The organism is Collinsella aerofaciens, from assembly GCF_005845035.1.
In the GTDB taxonomy this organism is placed as follows: Bacteria; Actinomycetota; Coriobacteriia; order Coriobacteriales; family Coriobacteriaceae; genus Collinsella; species Collinsella aerofaciens_I.
This window is the reverse complement of the sequence record NZ_SPFO01000017.1, coordinates 21434-38513: the sequence shown is the minus strand read 5'-3', so window position 1 is coordinate 38513 and position 17080 is coordinate 21434. Positions and strand designations below refer to the sequence as shown.

The window sequence follows — 17080 nt, the reverse complement described above, 5'->3', positions numbered from 1 at the left end:
GGATGGTATTCCAGGCGGCCTTCGCCGTTTGTTCGCTGGTTGTCGCACGCGTGGAAGCGCGTTCTCGACGAGGTGCTTGCCGCTAGTGGCAGCCGCAGCCTTCGTGCCCGTCATGGTCGTGGTGACCGTGGCAGCCGCAGGACTCGCCATGCTCGTGGATGTGCTCGTGATCATGTCCATGGCAGTCGCAGGTGGCCTCGCCGTTCTGTGCGAGTGTGCCGGCAATGAGGGCCTCGACGCAGGCATCGCAGCTGCCCTGGGCACCTGCGTATACCGTGATGCCGGCTTGAGCAAGCGCGTTGATAGCGCCACCGCCGATGCCGCCGCAGATGAGCGTGTCCACGCCGCCGTTGGCGAGCAGGCCCGCCAGGGCGCCGTGACCGGTGCTGCCGGTGCCCACGACCTGCTCGTTGAGCACCTTGCCGTCCTGGATGTCGTAGATCTTGAACTGTTCGCTGCGGCCAAAGTGCATAAAGATGTTGCCGTTGTCGTACGTCGTTGCCACCCTCACGGTGTCGACCTCCTTTGCTGGCCATGCGGTCGTTGTCGTGGTGATGGGGGAGTACGCGATGTTGCCGCCTTCGATGACGATTGCCCGTCCATTGACCAGCGCGTTTGCCACCTTGCGATGCGAGCGGCTGCAGATTGCCGCCACCGTGGCGCGGGCAATACCCATGCACTGGGCGACTTCCTCCTGATTGAGTCCTTCCAGGTCACATAGGCGTAGGACCTCGAGCTCGTCGACCGTCATGTTGATGGCATCGCCGCTCGCCAGGCCATCGGGGGTAAAACCGCGATATTCGGGGATGATCCCGACGCGGCGCAATTTTTCGCGTCTTCCTGCCATGCACTCTCCTTATCTGACATATGTCAACAATAGAATAGCGAACGTGCAGATTTGCGCAATGAATTTCTGGCATATGTCAGAAAATGAGGGCTTATGTTTGGGCTGTGGGGCCGCGTGCGCCTGGGCTACAATGAATCTCGCTTGTAGGCGACTGACAGGAGGGTCAATGAGCAAGGCTGATCAACAGTTTGTATCCATGTGCCGCGATATTCTGGACCATGGCACCACCACCGAGGGCCAAAAGGTCCGTCCGGTGTGGGAGGACGGCACCCCTGCCTATACCATTAAAAACTTTGGCGTTACGGCACGCTACGACCTGCGCGAGGAGTTCCCCGCGCTTACCCTGCGCCGGACGGCGCTTAAGTCTGCGATGGACGAGATCCTGTGGATTTATCAAAAGAAGTCCAATAACGTCCATGACCTCAACAGCCATATTTGGGACGAGTGGGCCGACGAGACCGGCTCCATCGGCAAGGCCTACGGGTATCAGATTGGCCAGAAGAGCCATTATGCCGAGGGTGATTTCGACCAGATGGACCGCGTGCTGTACGATCTTAAGCACACGCCGTACAGCCGCCGCATTATGACGAACACCTATGTGTTTAGCGACCTGTCCGAGATGCACCTGTATCCGTGCGCCTACAGCGTGACCTATAACGTCACGCAGCGCCCGCAGGACGATAAGCCCACACTCAACATGATTCTCAACCAGCGCAGCCAGGACATTTTGGCCGCGAACAACTGGAACGTTTGTCAGTACGCCATCTTGCTGATGATGGTCGCGCAGTCGGTCGATATGATCCCCGGTGAGCTGCTGCATGTGATTGCCGATGCCCACATTTACGACCGTCATGTCAATATCGTCCGTGAGCTTATCGAGCGCCCGCAGTTTGCGGCGCCTAAGGTAACGCTGAACCCCGACGTGCACGATTTCTATGCGTTTACGACCGACGACCTGATCGTGGAGGGCTACGAGCACGGCCCGCAGGTCAAGAACATTCCCATCGCGGTGTAGGTGACGCGCATGACGTGTAAGCTTTCTGCCATTGTCGCCGTGTGCGATGACTGGGGTATTGGGTGCGAGGGCGACATGGTCGTGTCCAACCGTGCCGACATGCGTCATTTTGTGGCATGCACCAAGGGTTGCCCGGTCATTATGGGGCGCAAGACGCTGTTGAGTTTTCCCGGCGGGCGTCCTCTCAAGAATCGCCGTAATATCGTGCTCACCCGCGACGAGAGCTTTGCTGCCGAGGGCGTCGACGTGGTGCATGGCGTTGACGAAGCGCTCGTCGCGGTAGCCGATGAACCCGTTGCGTGGGTGATCGGCGGCGGCGAGGTGTATCGACAGTTCTTGCCGTATTGCGTCGAGGCCGAGGTTACGCATAACCATTGCGTGCATGACGTGGATACGTACTTTCCCGATCTGGATGCCGATCCCGCGTGGGAGATTGCGAGGCGTGGCGGTGTTGCCACGATTGCCGCGGGCGAGGGTGACGAGGGTCTCGATTATGAGTTCGTGACGTATCGTCGCGTTGAGGCGTAAATCGTCTGGCGTGAACGGTATCATCGGGTTATTTGAATGCATGGGGCGGCGCTTAGCGTCGTCTCGTTTGGTATAGATCTGCTGTAAAGAAAGGTGCGGGCAGGCTGCTATGACTGATGCCGTTGAGGTGCTGCGAATCGATTCGCTCGAGGACGAGCGGCTCGATGCCTACGTGCGACTGACCGAGCGTGAGCTTCGCTGCGTGCTGGAGCCGCAGAAGGGCATTTTTATCGCCGAGAGTGCCAAGGTCATCGAGCGTGCAGTGCGCGCCGGATACGAGCCGGTGAGCTTTCTTTTGGGCGAACGCTGGCTCGACCAGATGATGCCGCTGTTTGAGCGCCTGGCGGTACGCGAAGGTGCGGGCCCGGTTCCCGTGTTCGTGGCCTCGATGGAGCTTATGGAGCAGCTGACGGGCTTTAACGTGACGCGCGGTGCGCTCGCGGCGTTCCGTCGCCCGCGTCAGATTCCGGTAGCCGAGTTCTTGGGCGGCGTCGTCGAGGCGGCGGGGGAGCGCCCGGTGCGCGTGTGCGTGCTCGAGGGCATTGTCGACCACACCAACGTCGGCGCGATTTTCCGCTCGGCGGCTGCGCTGAACGTCGATGGCATTTTGGTGAGTCCTACGTGCTGTGACCCGCTGTATCGTCGCTCGGCCCGCGTGAGCATGGGCACCGTGTTTCAGGTGCCGTGGACGCGTATTGGCAGTGAGGCGCGCGTATGGCCGCATGATGGGCTGGCGGCGCTGCACGATGCCGGCTTTTCGTGTTCCGCCATGGCGTTGACGGATGATTCGGTGTCGTTGGACGATCCCGTGCTGCAGGAGATTGATCGCCTGGCGATCTTTATGGGTACCGAGGGTGCCGGCCTGGGAGCCAAGACCATTGAGGGCTGTGACCGCGCCGTGCGCATTCCGATGGCGCACGGGGTCGATTCGCTCAACGTGGCCGCGGCGAGCGCCGTCGCCTTTTGGCAGCTGTGCCCGCACGTGAGCAATGAGTATCACTACCAGCCGGGTTTGTATCACTAGGCAGATATTTCGCACCGCGCTCTAATTCGGGGTGTTTCGGTCGCCGCCAGTCGGTGCTAAGCTGGTTTTGGCTTTGGTTTTAAATTGCTGTTTTGTTGTTTGACGTATGCGTGTGGGGAGGGCGTGTGGCTAAGAAATCTACGGCTATCGATGTAACGCAGGGTGTTATTTGGCAGCAGCTGCTTTCGCTGTGCGTTCCCATCTTTTTTAGTTCGTTTTTTCAGCAGGCCTACACGCTTATCGGTACCTATATTGTCGGTCAGTTTGGCGGCAAGCTCGCGCTGGGCGGCATTCAAGCCACGATGGTCCTCACCGAGCTCTGCATTGGCTTTTGCGTTGGCGTTGGCGCTGGTTGTGCCGTTATCACGGGTCAGTTTTTTGGCCAGCACGATGATGAGCGTCTGAGCCGTTCGGTCCATACGGCCATGACGCTTGCGCTGGTGGGCGGTATCGTTTTCTCGATTCTTGGCATAGTGTTCGTTGAGCCCATGCTGGTGCTTATGAACACGCCTCATGAACTATTGGCCGAGGGCGTGGCCTATGCTCGCTGTTATTTTGCCGCGATGGTTGCGGCACTGCTGCTTAATATGGGAACCGCACTGCTGCGTGCCGTGGGCGACACACGCGGGCCCGCCGTGATCATTGCCTCTGGCTGCCTGGTTAACGTGGTGCTGGATATCATCTTTGTCGCTGTGTTGCATATGGAGGCGCTGGGCTGTGGCATCGCAGTGGCGCTGACCATTTGCTCCAATGCAACGATGATCGTGTTGCGCATGATGCGCGCTCCGGGTGCATGGCGTCTTTCGCTGTCTAGGCTCGGCATCGATCGCGGTATTTGCAAGAGTATGATCTCGTGTGGTCTGCCACTCGGTTTTCAATCGGCTGCCTATTCGATCTCGAACGTGTTGATCCAGGTGTCGGTTAATTCGTTTGGCGCCGATGTCACGACTGCTTGGGGTCTATCTGGGCGCCTGGATGGCATTATCTGGATGGTTACCGAGGCGCTCGGCGTGTCGATCACCACGTTCTCGGCACAGAACTTTGGCGCGCGCAACTACGAGCGCATGCGCAAGGGCTACCATACGTCGCTCGTGCTGTCGTTTATGCTCATTGGTGGCCTGTCTGCCGTGCTGCTGGTGTTCTCGGGTCCGTTGTCGCGTCTGTTTGTCGACGATGCTTCGATTTCGGCGTACACCACGACGATTCTTCATTTCATCGCGCCGTTCTACGCGATCTTCTCGATTATCGAAAACGCGTCGGGTTCCATTCGCGGTGCCGGTGTGAGCTTGCAGCCTATGATGCTCACCATCTTTGGCACCGTTGTCTTGAGGGTGATCTGGGTGTTTGCGATCATGCCTTTCGATCCGTCGCTCGAGCATCTACTGCTGGTCTACCCCGTAACGTGGCTCATTACGGCCACGATGTTCACCATCTACCACCACAGCGGCAACTGGCTAGGCCGCGCCACCGCCTAGCCATTCGGGACGTCCCCAATGATTAGTATTCGATGCCTTGGCGGGCTAGGAGGCCTTCGTCGAAGTAGTGTTTGACGGGGCGCATTTCGGTGACCAGGTCGGCAAGGTCGGCGAGGGGCAGCAAGCCGCGGCCGGTCAGTATGAGCTCTGTGGTGTCGGGTTTCATCGCGATCAGTTGCCCGTATAGATTTGAACCTTGCCGACTTCCAGTGATGCCATCTCTATCCTTTCGTGCCCGGCGTCGGTTTATCGCCGGCCGGGTTGGGTATTCTAGTTAGCATTATCAACCCCAGTAGATGGAGTTTAAGCAGATGGAGATGGATGACAACAAACGTAGACGGAATATGATCCTCTACGTGCTCATCGCCTTCGTCGTCTACCTCGTGCTCTCGACCGTTCTGTTCCCTAACATCGGTCACACGCAGCAGATTACGAAGACCGATTATTCGACGTTTGTCAAAGCGCTCGACAAGAAGAGCGTCGACAAGGTAGAGTACAACACGGACGATTACTCGATTTATTACACCAAGAAGGGCGAGGACGAGAACATCGCCTATAAGACGACCGGTGTGCCGAATGATGCGGGCTTTACCGATCGCGTGCTTGAGTCTGGCGCTTCGCTGGAGTCGGTCGTTCCCGATAAAAACTCGGGTTTGATGACCTACTACCTGCTTACGCTCATTCTTCCCATGGCGATTTTCTTCCTCATCGGTTGGTGGCTCAACCGCCGCATGAAGAAGGCCATGGGTGACGACGGCCCGTCGATGAACTTTGGCGGCGGCGGTTTTGGCGGCGGCGGACTGGGTAAGTCCGGCGCGCGCGTGATCGCCTCCAAGGACGTGGGCGTGACCTTTAAGGACGTCGCCGGCCAGGAAGAGGCAAAGGAGTCCCTCAAGGAGGTCGTCGACTTTCTGGAGAAGCCGCAACGCTACGAGGAGATCGGCGCAAAGCTGCCGCGCGGTGCTCTCCTTGTCGGCCCTCCGGGTACCGGTAAAACCCTGCTTGCCAAGGCTGTTGCCGGCGAGGCCGGTGTTCCGTTCTTTAGCATTTCGGGCTCTGAGTTCGTTGAGATGTTTGTTGGTCGCGGCGCTGCAAAGGTTCGTGACCTGTTTAAGCAGGCCAAGGAAAAGGCCCCGTGTATCGTCTTTATCGATGAGATCGATACCATCGGTAAGAAGCGCGATGGCGGCGGCTTTAGCGGCAACGACGAGCGCGAGCAGACGCTCAATCAGTTGCTGACCGAGATGGATGGCTTCGATAACCACAAGGGTATCGTTGTCCTTGCCGCAACCAACCGCCCCGACAGTCTCGATCCCGCTCTACTGCGCCCCGGTCGTTTTGACCGCCGCATCCCCGTCGAGTTGCCTGATCTGACCGGCCGTAAGAACATTCTTGAGCTGCATGCTAAGAGCGTGAAGATCGAGCCGCCGATCGATCTGACCGCGATTGCCCGCGCCACGCCCGGTGCCTCGGGCGCCGACCTGGCCAATATCATCAATGAGGGCGCCCTGCGCGCCGTTCGCGAGGGTCGCAAGCGTGCAACCCAGGACGATTTTGAGGAGTCGGCGGAGGTCGTCATCGCCGGTCAGCAGCGCAAGTCCACGGTGCTTTCCGACCACGAGAAGCAGGTCGTTTCCTACCACGAGATCGGCCATGCCATCGTCGCTGCCCGCCAAAAGGGTTCCGCGCCGGTTACCAAGATCACCATCGTGCCGCGCACGAGCGGTGCTCTTGGCTATACCATGCAGGTCGAGGAGGACGAGCGCTTCCTGACGACACGCCAGGAGGTCTTGGACAAGCTTGCCGTCTACTGCGGCGGCCGTGCGGCCGAGGAACTCATCTTTGGCGAGATGACGACCGGTGCCGCCAACGATATCGAGCAGGCCACCAAGCTCGCCCGTAACATGGTGACGCGCTTTGGTATGTCTGATGAGTTTGGCATGATGGCACTCGGTACCGTTCAGAATGCGTACCTTAACCAGGACACGTCGCTCACCTGCGCCCCCGGTACGGCCGAGCGTGTGGACGCGATTGTCGCCAAGCTGATCGAGGACGCGCACGATCGCGCCCTGCAGATCCTCAAGGAGAACAAGTTCAAGCTCCATGAGCTGGCTCGTTATCTGTACAAGAAGGAGACCATCACGGGTGAGGAGTTCATGAACCTCCTCACGCGCGAGAATCCGCTGATGCCCAAGCAACAGTAAAGCCGCGGTCGAGCCAGTAAACGCCGACGCCCCATTTGAGCAGCTTTCTCAAATGGGGCGTTTTGCTTGAGAGGGATGGAAATGAAGATCGTGGTGAGCGCCTGCTTAATGGGTGAGAGCTGCAAGTATAACGGGCTCGACAACTATCATCGCGCGTTGGTCGAGGCCTGCGAACGCACGGGGACTGAGGTCTTGTTGGTGTGCCCCGAGGTTTTTGGCGGTCTGCCCACCCCGCGCAAGCCGTCCGAGATCGTTAACGGCGAGGTTCGTACCAGCGAGGGCATCTCGGTTAATCGCGAGTTTCGCCTGGGTGCTCAACGTGCGCTCGATATGTGTGAGCAGGCGGGCGGCCCGTCCGAGATTGCTGCGTGCGTCTTGCAGGATCGCAGTCCGTCGTGCGGCGTGGGCCATATCTACGACGGATCCTTCAGCGGCACGCTCACAACGGGTAACGGTGTCTTCGTTGACCTGCTCCTGCGCCACGGCTACCGCGTGATCCCGGCAAGCGAATTCGACTCGAGCATGTTACAGCAATAAAAAACCGCCACAAAGGTACTGTACCCTTTGTGGCGGTTTTGGTCGGTTAGGCCAGGATAGAGTGGCCGTAGGCGTTGGCGGCCTTGATGGCGGCGGCGAACTTTTCGTCGGTGAAGGGCTCCGGGTTGCCTTGCTTCCACTCGTTGGTGGCGTGTGCGAACTCGCACAGGGCCGGGATATCTCTCTCGGTAAGGCCGACCTGCTCAAGCGTCACGGGCAGGCCCATCTGCTTGTTAAAGGCGGCGTAGCGCTCAAGGTTCTCGGTGTCTCCCGTATAGGCAAACAGCACGAGCACACCCAGGCTTACGACCTCGCCGTGCAGGTAGGTGCCCTCACGCGGAATGCTACACGTGGCGTTGTAGAACGCATGTGCCACGCTCGAGTTGTAGTAGTAATCGTTCTGGTTGGTCAGGTTCGAGACATAGCCCGTGTTGACCACGATATCGAGCGCGATTTGCTTGACGGCCTCACTCGACAGGTTCTGGCGTACGTCCTCAAGACCTTGGACGCCGTAGGTAAACAGCGGCTCGGAGCAGGTGTGGGCAAGCGCCAGGCCAAGGCCGGCGGTGTGCTCCAGGTTGCCGGCGCTCGTGGCGTATTCGACCTCGGGCTGCTTGGACAGGGCGTCGCCCACGCCGGCCCAGAAGTACTCCGCCGGAGCCTCGGCGATGATCTTGGGATTGATGAAGATGTGCGCCGGTCGGTTGGGGTACGAATAGCCCTCGAGCGAGCCGTCGTCGTTGTAGACAACGGCAATGGCGGTAGCGGCGGAGCAGTTGGAGCAGATCGTCGGCACCGTAAAGACGATCTTCTTGAGCTCGATGGCCGCTGTCTTGACGGTGTCGAGCGCCTTGCCGCCGCCACAGGCGATAAGCACGTCTGCCTGCTGGCAAGCGGGGGAGTTCACGACCTTGGCGATATTGGCGCGCGTGCTGTTGGTGCCGTAGACGCGCGTCTCCAGAATCTCGACATCGGTACCTTCAAGTGCCGCCTCGATGCCCGGCAGTGCTGCGGCCAGTGCCCGCTTGCCACCGATGATTGCGACCTTGGTCGCGCCGTATTCGGCAAGCGCGCCGGGCAGCTCGTCAAAGCAATCCTCGCCAACGGTGTAGTCGCTCATTCCAATCGTGCGCATAGGTGCCTTCTTTCGTTCGATAAAGTGCTTTCAGGTATTTTGCTCCAAGAGAAGGTCCACAGCCGCGAGAAATTTCGAACGTATAAAACCAATGTTGAGGGTTTTTCGCTGGCGCGGAACGTGCTAGCATACTCCGCATAAGCGTTGATGGGGACGAGTAGTCGGCCATCCGCATGCCACAGAGAGCGGGGAGTGCTGAGAGCCCGTGCATGCGACCGATGAAAATCACCCCGGAGCTGCGGTCCCAACGGATATGCCGCACAGGCACGTCTTAGTAGACATCGCCGAGATGGTCGTCGATACAGGCCAGCCGAGTAACGGATGCGAGCGCGCGGCGACGCGGGCGAGGGCATCTAAGCTGGGTGGTTAAGCGAAGAGCTTTTGCGGGCACTTGCCCGTTTTGTGGCGCTTCGTCCCAGCTTGTAGGGACGGGCGCTTTTTTGGTGCCCAACGGGCGTGCGCGCCCACGACATGAAAGGGGTACCGTGGCAAACGAGTACAAGCAGACGATGAATCTGCCCAAGACCGGTTTTCCCATGCGTGCCGGTCTTTCCAAGTCCGAGCCCAAGCGACTCAAGGACTGGCAGGACAACAAGGTCTACGAGCAGGTTCTGAAGAAGAACGCGGGTCACAAGAAGTTCGTGCTGCACGACGGCCCTCCGTACGCCAACGGTCCGATCCACATCGGCCACGCCATGAACAAGATCTCCAAGGACATGATCAACCGTTACTGGATGATGCAGGGTTGCGAAGTCCCCTATGTCCCCGGTTGGGACTGCCACGGCCAGCCGATTGAGCACAAGGTCGAGGAGAAGCTCGGCACCGAGAAGTTCAACCAGACTTCCACGGCTAAGATCCGTGAGCTGTGCAATGAGTTCGCTGTCGAGAACATCGAGCTGCAGAAGGCCGGCTTCCGTCGTCTGGGCGTGCTTGGCGACTGGGACAACCCCTACCTGACGCTCTATCACCAGCACGATGCCGCCGATATCGAGGTCTTCAAGGCCATGTTCGATAAGGGCATGATTTATCGCGGCCACAAGCCGGTTCACTGGTGCAAGCACTGCCACACCGCGCTGGCCGAGGCCGAGATCGAGTACTCCGACGAAACGAGCCCGTCCATCTTCGTGCGCTTTGAGATGACCTCCAAGCCCGCCGGCCTCGAGAACTTCGACGGCCCGGTTGACTTCATCATCTGGACGACTACGCCGTGGACCATCCCCTCCGACCAGGCAGTTTCCCTCAAGCCCGGCGCCGCTTACGTCGCCGTTGAGCACGACGGTCGCGCCGAGGTCATGCTCGAGGACCTGGCTCCCAAGTGCTGCGAGGAGTTTGGCTGGGAGTACACCCCGGTCATGGTCGACGGCAAGCCCTACGTGGTTCCCGCCGAGACCTTCCACCACATCCACTACAAGCAGCCGATCTTCGACGGTGTCGAGGGCGTGGCGCTGCTGGCCGATTACGTCGGTGTCGATGACGGTACCGGTATCGTCCACAACTCGCCCGGCCACGGCGTCGACGACTACTTCGCCTGCCTCAAGGAGGGCATCACCGACATCTGCATGCCGGTCGATGACGACGGCAAGTTCTACACCGGCGAGGAGTTTGGTACCGGCGGCCCCTTCAGCGGCATGGATACCGACGAGGCCAACCCGCATATCATCGAGTTCCTGCGCGAGCGCGGCACCCTGGTCCTCGAGAAGAAGATCACGCACAGCTATCCGCACTGCTGGCGCTGCAAGCACCCGGTGCTCTTCCGTGCTACCGACCAGTGGTTTGTCTCGATGGACAAGACCGGCTTGCGCGAGCAGGCTGGCAAGGAGGTCCGCGAGAACGTCAAGTGGTATCCGGCCCACGCCGCCAACCGCATCGGCGCCATGGTCGAGCAGCGTCCCGACTGGTGCATCAGCCGCCAGCGCAACTGGGGCGTGCCTATCCCCAGCTACACCTGCGCCGACTGCGGCGAGAAGGTCATGAACGACGCCACGCTCGACGCCGTCATCAAGCTCTTCCACGAGAAGGGCTCCGACGCCTGGTTCACCGACGCTCCCGAGAGTTACCTGGGCGAGGCCTGCGTCTGCCCCAAGTGCGGCGGCCATCACCTCAAGGCCGATAAGGACATCCTCGACGTGTGGTGGGATTCCGGCGTCTCCTGGAAGGCCGTCTGCGAGTACCGTCCCGAGCTGGAGTATCCGGCGGATGTGTACCTCGAGGGCTCCGACCAGCACCGCGGTTGGTTCCAGAGCTCGCTGCTCACCTCGGTGGGTGCCAACGGCCATGCTCCGTACAAGGCGGTCGTCTCGCAGGGCTTCACCCTCGATGGCCAGGGCCGCAAGATGTCCAAGTCGCTCGGAAACGTCATCGACCCCAACAAGGTCTGCGACGAGATGGGCGCTGACATCATCCGTCTGTGGGTTGCCTCCGTCGACACCAGCTCTGACGTCTCCATCGACCACGAGATTCTCGCTCGTACGTCCGATGCCTATCGCCGTTTCCGCAACACGCTGCGCTTCTTGCTCTCCGAGCTCGAGGGTCAGTTTGAGCCCGAGTCCGACGGCGTCGCCTTTGCCGACCTGCTGCCGCTCGACAAGCTCATGGTTGCCCGTCTGACCCAGGTTCAGGCCGAGGTCGACGATGCCTACGCCAGCTACGAGTTCCCGCGCGCCTACCGTGCGCTCTACGACTTCGTGGTTACCGAGCTCTCCAACGTGTATCTCGACGCCCTGAAGGACCGTCTATACTGTGAGAAGCCCGGCTCGCTCGAGCGCCGCAGCGCCCAGACCGTGCTGGCCGAGCTCTTCTCGATGCTCATGCGCGACCTTCAGCCGATCCTGTCCTACACGGTCGACGAGGCCATGGCCTATGCGCCCGCCGGCTGCGTCGATCACCAGAAGTACGCCGCGCTGCTCGATTGGTACAAGTCGCCCATCACGTTCGACGAGGCCAATGAGTTTGAGGGCGTGCTCGAGGCTTCACTCGAGCTCCGTAGCGCCGTGACCAAGGCCCTTGAGGATGCCCGCTCCGCCGGTACCTTCACCAAGAGCCAGCAGGTCCGCGTCAAGGCGGTCGTTCCCGCCGAGATGTACGCGCTACTGACCGGCGACAAGGCTGTCGACCTGGCCGAGTTCTACATTGTTTCCGATGTTGAGCTGACCCAGGGCGAGGAACTCTCCGTTGCCATCGAGGCAGCCGAGGGCGAGTGCTGCGACCGTTGCTGGAACTATCGCACCACCGTCGGCGAGTACAACGGCCACGCGCATATCTGCAAACGCTGCGCGAATGCCCTTTAAGGCACGGTAACTCGGCATTTTAGTTATTGGGAGAATTTGGACGCCTTCGGCCCAATTGCTCCGCTGAATAAAAGCGGCATTCTGTTTTTCGGAATGCCGCTTTCTTTTTATGCTGGTTATTTATCTGGCGTTAGCGAATATGTCGTGCGCTCTGCGTGTGGCAATATAAGATGGTTAATTGCGTTAAACGGAATTCGATGTTCTTGAGGGTAGGGGATTGATTTGGGTCGTGCTGGGGATATGACGCCGCCTTTGCGTTGGCGGTTGGGTGTTGCTGGTGGGGTGGCGCTGGTTGTGCTGCTTCTTGACCAGCTGACCAAGCTTGCGGTTCGTGCCGTGGGCGACGCTTTGCATGTGACCGTCATCCCCGGTGTCATTGACTTTATGTTTGTCCGTAATATCGGTGCTGCCTTTAGCATGGGCGAGGGGCATGGCGTTGCGTTCGCTTTGCTGGCGCTTGCGGTCATTGTCGCCATTGCCGTGTACTTGCTTCGCACGCCCCAGCTTGCTCGCTTGGAGGTTGTGGGCATGGCTATGGTCGTGGGTGGCGCCATTGGCAACGCGATCGATCGCCTGGCTTTTGGCTTTGTGACCGATTTTATTGCCACCACCTTCATCGACTTTCCCGTCTTTAACGTGGCCGATATCGGCATCACCGTAGGCGTTGTGCTTGCCCTCATCGGCTACATGTTCTTGAGCCCTGCGGCCCGCGAAGTCGATGCGACTGCCGAGCTCAATGCACGTGATGAGGCCCGCGCCAAGCGCAAAGCCAAGCAGCGTGGGGAGCGTGCCCGCAAGATTCGCGAAAGGAATGAGCGTTAATGGCCGACATCCATATTCTTGTTGCCGACGATTGCTCTGGCCAGCGTCTCGACGCCTTTCTGGGTGCCAACGACGGCTGCCCCACGCGCTCTGCCTGCGCGCATCTGATCGAGGGCGGCGCCGTAATCGTGAACGGCGAGACCTGTCTGTCAAAAAAGTATGCCGTACGCGCCGGTGACCGCATCTCGGTTGACCTGCCCGAGCCTCACGATCCGACTGACGTGAGTCCTGAGGCCATTCCCCTCGATATCCGCTACGAGGACGACTACCTCATCGTGCTCTCCAAGCAGCGCGGCCTGGTGTGCCATCCCGCCCATGGCCACGAGAGCGGCACCCTTGCGAACGCTCTGGTCTACCACTGTGGCATCGACCATCTTGGTACCGTGCAGGGTGAGGACCGCCCCGGGATCGTGCATCGACTGGACCGAGATACCTCGGGCCTCATGCTTGCGGCAAAGGACGACGACACGCAGCGCGCGCTCCAAAATCTCATTCGCACGCGCACGCTCGATCGTCGCTATATCACGCTCGTTCACGGACATATCGCTATGGATGAGGGCACCATTAACACCGGCATTGCCCGTTCTACGCGTGACCGTGTCAAGATGGCGGTTTCGGACGATCCTTTCGCGCGCCAGGCCATTACGACCTTTAAGGTCCTCGAGCGCTTCGATTCCACGCGTTTTGACGACGGCTATACGCTCGTCGAGTGCCACCTGTTTACGGGCCGCACACATCAGATTCGCGTGCATATGCGCCATATCAACCACGCCTGCGTGGGCGATCCGCTCTACGGCAAGTGCGATGTACGCGCCGATCAGGGTCTGACCAGGCAATTCCTTCATTCCTGGCGTGTTGCATTCGACCATCCCGTGACGGGGGAGCGCATTGAGTGCCGCGACGAGCTACCGTGGGATCTCGCCGCGGTTCTTGACGACCTGGCCCCGCGCTCGCTTGGCCGCACCGCTGCCGGCGACGAAATCGTTCCGCAGCTCGGTCTGCTCGAAGCCTAGCCAGTATTAGGTGGTTTCTTGAACTCGGTAAGCCTGCGGTAAGATATACGGTTGTTTACGTAACGCGTTCTCGGGAGCCTGCATGCTCGCCTTTTTACAAACCAACACACCCATCGTGATCTTCAACCAGATTGTTGTCACGCTGCTCACGGTCTGCTTTCTGTACCAGGTGGTCTTCTTTGTCATTGGCGCTCTTCGTGGCGAGGTCGCGCCTCCCAAGGCCAAAAAACTTCACCGCTATGCCTTCTTCATTGCTGCGCATAACGAGGAAGCCGTAATTGCCAATCTCGTACGCTCCATCAAGGACCAGGACTATCCGTCCGAGCTTATCGAGGTCTTTGTCGTTGCCGACGCCTGCACCGACAACACCGCGCAGCTCGCACGCGAGGCCGGTGCCATTGTTTACGAGCGCAATGACCTGGCCCGAAAGGGCAAGAGCTGGGTCATGGACTTTGGTTTCGATCGCATTCTCAACGAGTATCCCGACACGTTTGAGGGCTACTTTATCTTCGATGCCGATAACGTCATCTCCCGCGATTACGTCTCCAAGATGAACGATGCCTTTGACCAGGGCTTCCATGTGGTCACGAGCTATCGTAACTCCAAGAATTTTGGCAGCTCGTGGATCTCGGCAGCTAATGCTACCTGGTACCTGCGCGAGGCGCGCTTTCTCAATAACGCGCGCAACATCTGCAAGACTTCTTGCGCTGTCTCTGGTTCGGGCTACCTCATCTCCGCCAGCGTTATCGAGGGCATGCACGGTTGGCAGTTCCATACGCTGACCGAGGATATTCAGTTCACCACGTTCTGCGCCATTCACGGCATTCGCATCGGTTATGCGCCTGCGGAGTTCTTTGACGAGCAACCCGTGACTTTCAAGGCATCCTGGAAGCAGCGTATGCGCTGGACCAAGGGCTTCTACCAGGTCTTTTTTACCTATGGCAAGCATCTTGTCAAATCGACGTTCCGCTATCATCGCTTTGCCGCCTATGACATGTTTATGACTATCGCTCCGGGCATGCTGCTGTCCCTGATTTCCATGCTCGCCAACGCGACGTTCCTGATCGTGGGCGGGCTTTCGCATGGTTTCTTGGCTACCGAAGTCGAGATGCAGGCGTGCGCCGCTTCGCTCATTATGACCTTCGCCATGATGTATCAGACGTTCTTTATCCTGGCGCTGCTCACGACTATCTTTGAGTACAAGCACATTCACTGCGCGCAAAAGTGGCGTCTGGTGACTAACCTGTTTACCTTCCCGATCTTTATGTTCAGCTATATCCCCATCACGGTGGCTGCGCTGTTCCTGAAGGTCGACTGGGTGCCGACGCAGCACGCCGTCAACGTCACCCTTGACGAGGTCATGCAAGGCGCCAAATAATCACCACCAAAACCACCACAAAGGGGACAGGCACCTGTGTGGTGGTTTTTGTTTTTGCGATGTAACTCGAGGAGGTACTCGATGTTTTATATCCCGTTTTGGATTTGCATCTTTGCCGGCGCGGCGATTGATGCCCGTCAGCGACGTTTTCCCAATGAGCTTGCCGGTGCGTGTGCGGTGACGGCGTTAGTGGGCGTTTGGCTCGACAAAGGCGTTAACACGGCGCTTGACCATGCCGGTCTTGCGGTCATCGTCTACCTTGCCCTTGTTCTGACTGAGTCCCTCTGGCGTCGTTTTCGCCAAACCTCGGGCATTGGCATGGGGGACGCCAAAGCACTCTTCGCGCTTTGCACGCTCGACCCTATGGGTGGCATCGTGGCATTTGCCGTCGCGCTCCTGGTCCTTGCCCTCTCCTGCGTCATCACAAAATCGCGCTCCCTGCCATTGCTCCCGTTTTTGGTGCCGATTTTTGCCATAATCGAGGTTGTGGGCTGCACTTTGTAACCGATTGCGCATCCTTCTTAAGGAGCATGCCATGGCAACTAATCAAGAAACGGCCGTCATTAAGGCGCGCATGGACCGTATTCCCTCGGCGTTGTCGCCCGAACTTGTCGAGCGCATTGCCGCCGATCGCGCTTCGGGCTATGTCAACCCGTATCGTTGTAACGGCTACCAGGTCATTCGTCGTATTGATCGCGCCGCCGACAAAGGCACGCTTATGCGTCCGGCGTTTATGCGCGACACCGAAAAGATTCTTCATCTTCCGGCGTACACGCGTTATGCAGGCAAAACGCAGGTCTTTAGCTTTCGCAGTAACGATGACCTGTCGCGCCGCGGTCTGCATGTGCAGCTTGTCTCGCGCATTGCACGCGATATCGGTCGCGCCCTGGGGCTCAACTGCGATTTGATCGAGGCGATTGGCCTGGGTCACGACTTGGGACACACGCCTTTTGGCCATGCGGGCGAGCGCTTCCTCAACGATATCTATCATGAGCGTACGGGGCGTTATTTTTTCCATAACGTGCAGTCGGTCCGCGTGCTCGACGCGCTGTACGGCCGCAACGTGTCGCTCCAGACGCTCGACGGCGTGCTATGCCATAACGGCGAGTACGAGCAGCGTGTGTTTGAGCTCTCGGACATGGGCTCCTTTGACCAGTTCGATCAGACGGTTGAGGACTGTATCGCCACGGGCTATGGCGCTATTGAGCACCTGCGTCCCATGACGCTCGAAGGCTGTGTGGTCCGCATCTCGGATATCCTTGCCTACGTCGGTCGTGACCGTCAGGATGCGATCGCGGCGGGCCTGCTTTCGCCCGACGCTTTTGATGATGGCCGGGGCGGTGCCTACAATAGTTGGATCCTCACGCATGCCTCCATCGATATCGTTGAGCATAGCTATGGTAAGCCGCGCATCGAGATGAGCGAGGACCTGTTTGAGGAGATCCGCCGTGCCAAGCGCGAGAACTACGAGAAGATCTATAGCAAGGGCGGTATCGAAGGCGACTCCGAGGCGGAGCTGCGCGAAGCCTTCGAAAAGCTTTACGACCGTTGCCTGCAGGATATAAACGAAGGAGACGAGTCCTCCTACGTCTTTAAGCACCACATTTCGCGCATTGAGCAGCAGCTTTCTTACTACGACCGTACCTATGCATGGCAGGACGATAAGGACCAAACCGTGGTGGATTACATTGCGAGCATGACGGATGGCTATTTCTGCGAGCTCACAAGCAAGCTGTTCCCCGGTCTGAATTTTCCGCACCGTACTTATATTAACGAACGGTAGTTCGTATTTATTCGGTATACTGTTCGTGGAAA

Annotated in this window: 15 protein-coding genes; 12 read left to right on the top strand and 3 right to left on the bottom strand. The window is 59.0% G+C overall.

The features are described from left to right. Positions 1–82: 82 nt before the first annotated feature. Entirely contained in the window at positions 83–847 is a 765-nt protein-coding gene (locus FGQ67_RS08000) for a DUF134 domain-containing protein (protein ID WP_138341196.1), read from the bottom strand. Positions 848–1013: 166 nt separating this feature from the next. On the opposite strand from FGQ67_RS08000, the gene thyA reads away from it, so the two are divergent. The 4 genes from thyA to FGQ67_RS07980 all read left to right on the top strand — a co-directional run bounded on the left by thyA (position 1014) and on the right by FGQ67_RS07980 (position 4889). Continuing rightward, positions 1014–1862 (top strand): thymidylate synthase, encoded by an 849-nt coding sequence (thyA, locus tag FGQ67_RS07995; RefSeq protein ID WP_138341194.1) that lies wholly within the window; start codon positions 1014–1016, stop codon positions 1860–1862. 9 nt (positions 1863–1871) lie between these two features. Further along, positions 1872–2390 (top strand): dihydrofolate reductase, encoded by a 519-nt coding sequence (locus FGQ67_RS07990; protein ID WP_138341192.1) that lies wholly within the window; start codon positions 1872–1874, stop codon positions 2388–2390. Between the two features lie 109 nt (positions 2391–2499). Continuing rightward, positions 2500–3414, top strand: coding sequence for a TrmH family RNA methyltransferase (locus FGQ67_RS07985; protein ID WP_138341190.1), 915 nt, complete (start codon positions 2500–2502; stop codon positions 3412–3414). Between the two features lie 125 nt (positions 3415–3539). Further along, the gene (locus FGQ67_RS07980; protein WP_171025264.1) at positions 3540–4889 is read left to right on the top strand and encodes an MATE family efflux transporter; all 1350 of its coding nucleotides are present in this window, start codon (positions 3540–3542) and stop codon (positions 4887–4889) included. 22 nt (positions 4890–4911) lie between these two features. Here the strand turns inward: FGQ67_RS07980 and FGQ67_RS07975 are convergent, their stop codons facing one another. Continuing rightward, complete coding sequence (locus FGQ67_RS07975) at positions 4912–5055, bottom strand: cob(I)yrinic acid a,c-diamide adenosyltransferase (RefSeq protein ID WP_249934430.1); 144 nt, start codon at positions 5053–5055, stop codon at positions 4912–4914. A 145-nt stretch (positions 5056–5200) separates the two neighbouring features. Here FGQ67_RS07975 and ftsH point away from each other — a divergent pair, with 145 nt between their 5' ends. Then, positions 5201–7093 carry an ATP-dependent zinc metalloprotease FtsH gene (ftsH, locus tag FGQ67_RS07970; RefSeq protein WP_171025263.1) on the top strand — a complete coding sequence of 631 codons (1893 nt, stop codon included), beginning with the start codon at positions 5201–5203 and terminating at the stop codon, positions 7091–7093. Positions 7094–7174: 81 nt separating this feature from the next. Beyond that, entirely contained in the window at positions 7175–7630 is a 456-nt protein-coding gene (locus FGQ67_RS07965; RefSeq protein ID WP_138341219.1) for a 2-thiouracil desulfurase family protein, read from the top strand. 46 nt (positions 7631–7676) lie between these two features. Here FGQ67_RS07965 and FGQ67_RS07960 read toward each other — a convergent pair whose 3' ends face one another. Further along, positions 7677–8765, bottom strand: a complete 1089-nt coding sequence (locus tag FGQ67_RS07960) for an iron-containing alcohol dehydrogenase family protein (RefSeq protein ID WP_138341186.1) — start codon at positions 8763–8765, stop codon at positions 7677–7679. A 509-nt stretch (positions 8766–9274) separates the two neighbouring features. Between FGQ67_RS07960 and ileS the strand changes: the two genes are divergently transcribed. From ileS to FGQ67_RS07930, 6 genes are all read left to right on the top strand, one after another. Further along, positions 9275–12052 carry an isoleucine--tRNA ligase gene (ileS, locus tag FGQ67_RS07955; protein ID WP_212746025.1) on the top strand — a complete coding sequence of 926 codons (2778 nt, stop codon included), beginning with the start codon at positions 9275–9277 and terminating at the stop codon, positions 12050–12052. Positions 12053–12346: 294 nt separating this feature from the next. Continuing rightward, a complete protein-coding gene (gene lspA, locus FGQ67_RS07950; RefSeq protein WP_249934429.1) occupies positions 12347–12874 on the top strand; it encodes a signal peptidase II in 528 nt (175 codons plus the stop codon). After that, the gene (locus FGQ67_RS07945) at positions 12874–13887 is read left to right on the top strand and encodes an RluA family pseudouridine synthase (RefSeq protein WP_138341180.1); all 1014 of its coding nucleotides are present in this window, start codon (positions 12874–12876) and stop codon (positions 13885–13887) included. The genes lspA and FGQ67_RS07945 overlap by 1 nt, the downstream gene beginning before the upstream one ends. An 82-nt stretch (positions 13888–13969) precedes the next feature. Beyond that, positions 13970–15265: a glycosyltransferase family 2 protein gene (locus FGQ67_RS07940; protein WP_022094595.1), complete on the top strand. Its 1296-nt coding sequence runs from the start codon at positions 13970–13972 to the stop codon at positions 15263–15265. A gap of 81 nt (positions 15266–15346) precedes the next feature. Further along, positions 15347–15769 carry a prepilin peptidase gene (locus FGQ67_RS07935; RefSeq protein ID WP_138341178.1) on the top strand — a complete coding sequence of 141 codons (423 nt, stop codon included), beginning with the start codon at positions 15347–15349 and terminating at the stop codon, positions 15767–15769. 31 nt (positions 15770–15800) lie between these two features. After that, positions 15801–17048 (top strand): deoxyguanosinetriphosphate triphosphohydrolase family protein, encoded by a 1248-nt coding sequence (locus FGQ67_RS07930; protein ID WP_138341176.1) that lies wholly within the window; start codon positions 15801–15803, stop codon positions 17046–17048. Positions 17049–17080 lie beyond the last annotated feature (32 nt).

What these genes read in the sequence shown, in the direction of transcription:
- ftsH (WP_171025263.1), top strand. Translation starts at nt 5,201, where the DNA reads ATGGAGATGGATGACAACAAACGTAGACGGAATATGATCCTCTACGTG.
- FGQ67_RS07930 (WP_138341176.1), top strand. Translation starts at nt 15,801, where the DNA reads ATGGCAACTAATCAAGAAACGGCCGTCATTAAGGCGCGCATGGACCGT.
- FGQ67_RS07935 (WP_138341178.1), top strand. Translation starts at nt 15,347, where the DNA reads ATGTTTTATATCCCGTTTTGGATTTGCATCTTTGCCGGCGCGGCGATT.
- FGQ67_RS07940 (WP_022094595.1), top strand. Translation starts at nt 13,970, where the DNA reads ATGCTCGCCTTTTTACAAACCAACACACCCATCGTGATCTTCAACCAG.
- FGQ67_RS07945 (WP_138341180.1), top strand. Translation starts at nt 12,874, where the DNA reads ATGGCCGACATCCATATTCTTGTTGCCGACGATTGCTCTGGCCAGCGT.
- FGQ67_RS07960 (WP_138341186.1), bottom strand. Translation starts at nt 8,765, where the DNA reads ATGCGCACGATTGGAATGAGCGACTACACCGTTGGCGAGGATTGCTTT.
- ileS (WP_212746025.1), top strand. Translation starts at nt 9,275, where the DNA reads ATGAATCTGCCCAAGACCGGTTTTCCCATGCGTGCCGGTCTTTCCAAG.
- FGQ67_RS07990 (WP_138341192.1), top strand. Translation starts at nt 1,872, where the DNA reads ATGACGTGTAAGCTTTCTGCCATTGTCGCCGTGTGCGATGACTGGGGT.
- FGQ67_RS07985 (WP_138341190.1), top strand. Translation starts at nt 2,500, where the DNA reads ATGACTGATGCCGTTGAGGTGCTGCGAATCGATTCGCTCGAGGACGAG.
- FGQ67_RS07975 (WP_249934430.1), bottom strand. Translation starts at nt 5,055, where the DNA reads ATGAAACCCGACACCACAGAGCTCATACTGACCGGCCGCGGCTTGCTG.
- thyA (WP_138341194.1), top strand. Translation starts at nt 1,014, where the DNA reads ATGAGCAAGGCTGATCAACAGTTTGTATCCATGTGCCGCGATATTCTG.
- FGQ67_RS07965 (WP_138341219.1), top strand. Translation starts at nt 7,175, where the DNA reads ATGAAGATCGTGGTGAGCGCCTGCTTAATGGGTGAGAGCTGCAAGTAT.
- FGQ67_RS08000 (WP_138341196.1), bottom strand. Translation starts at nt 847, where the DNA reads ATGGCAGGAAGACGCGAAAAATTGCGCCGCGTCGGGATCATCCCCGAA.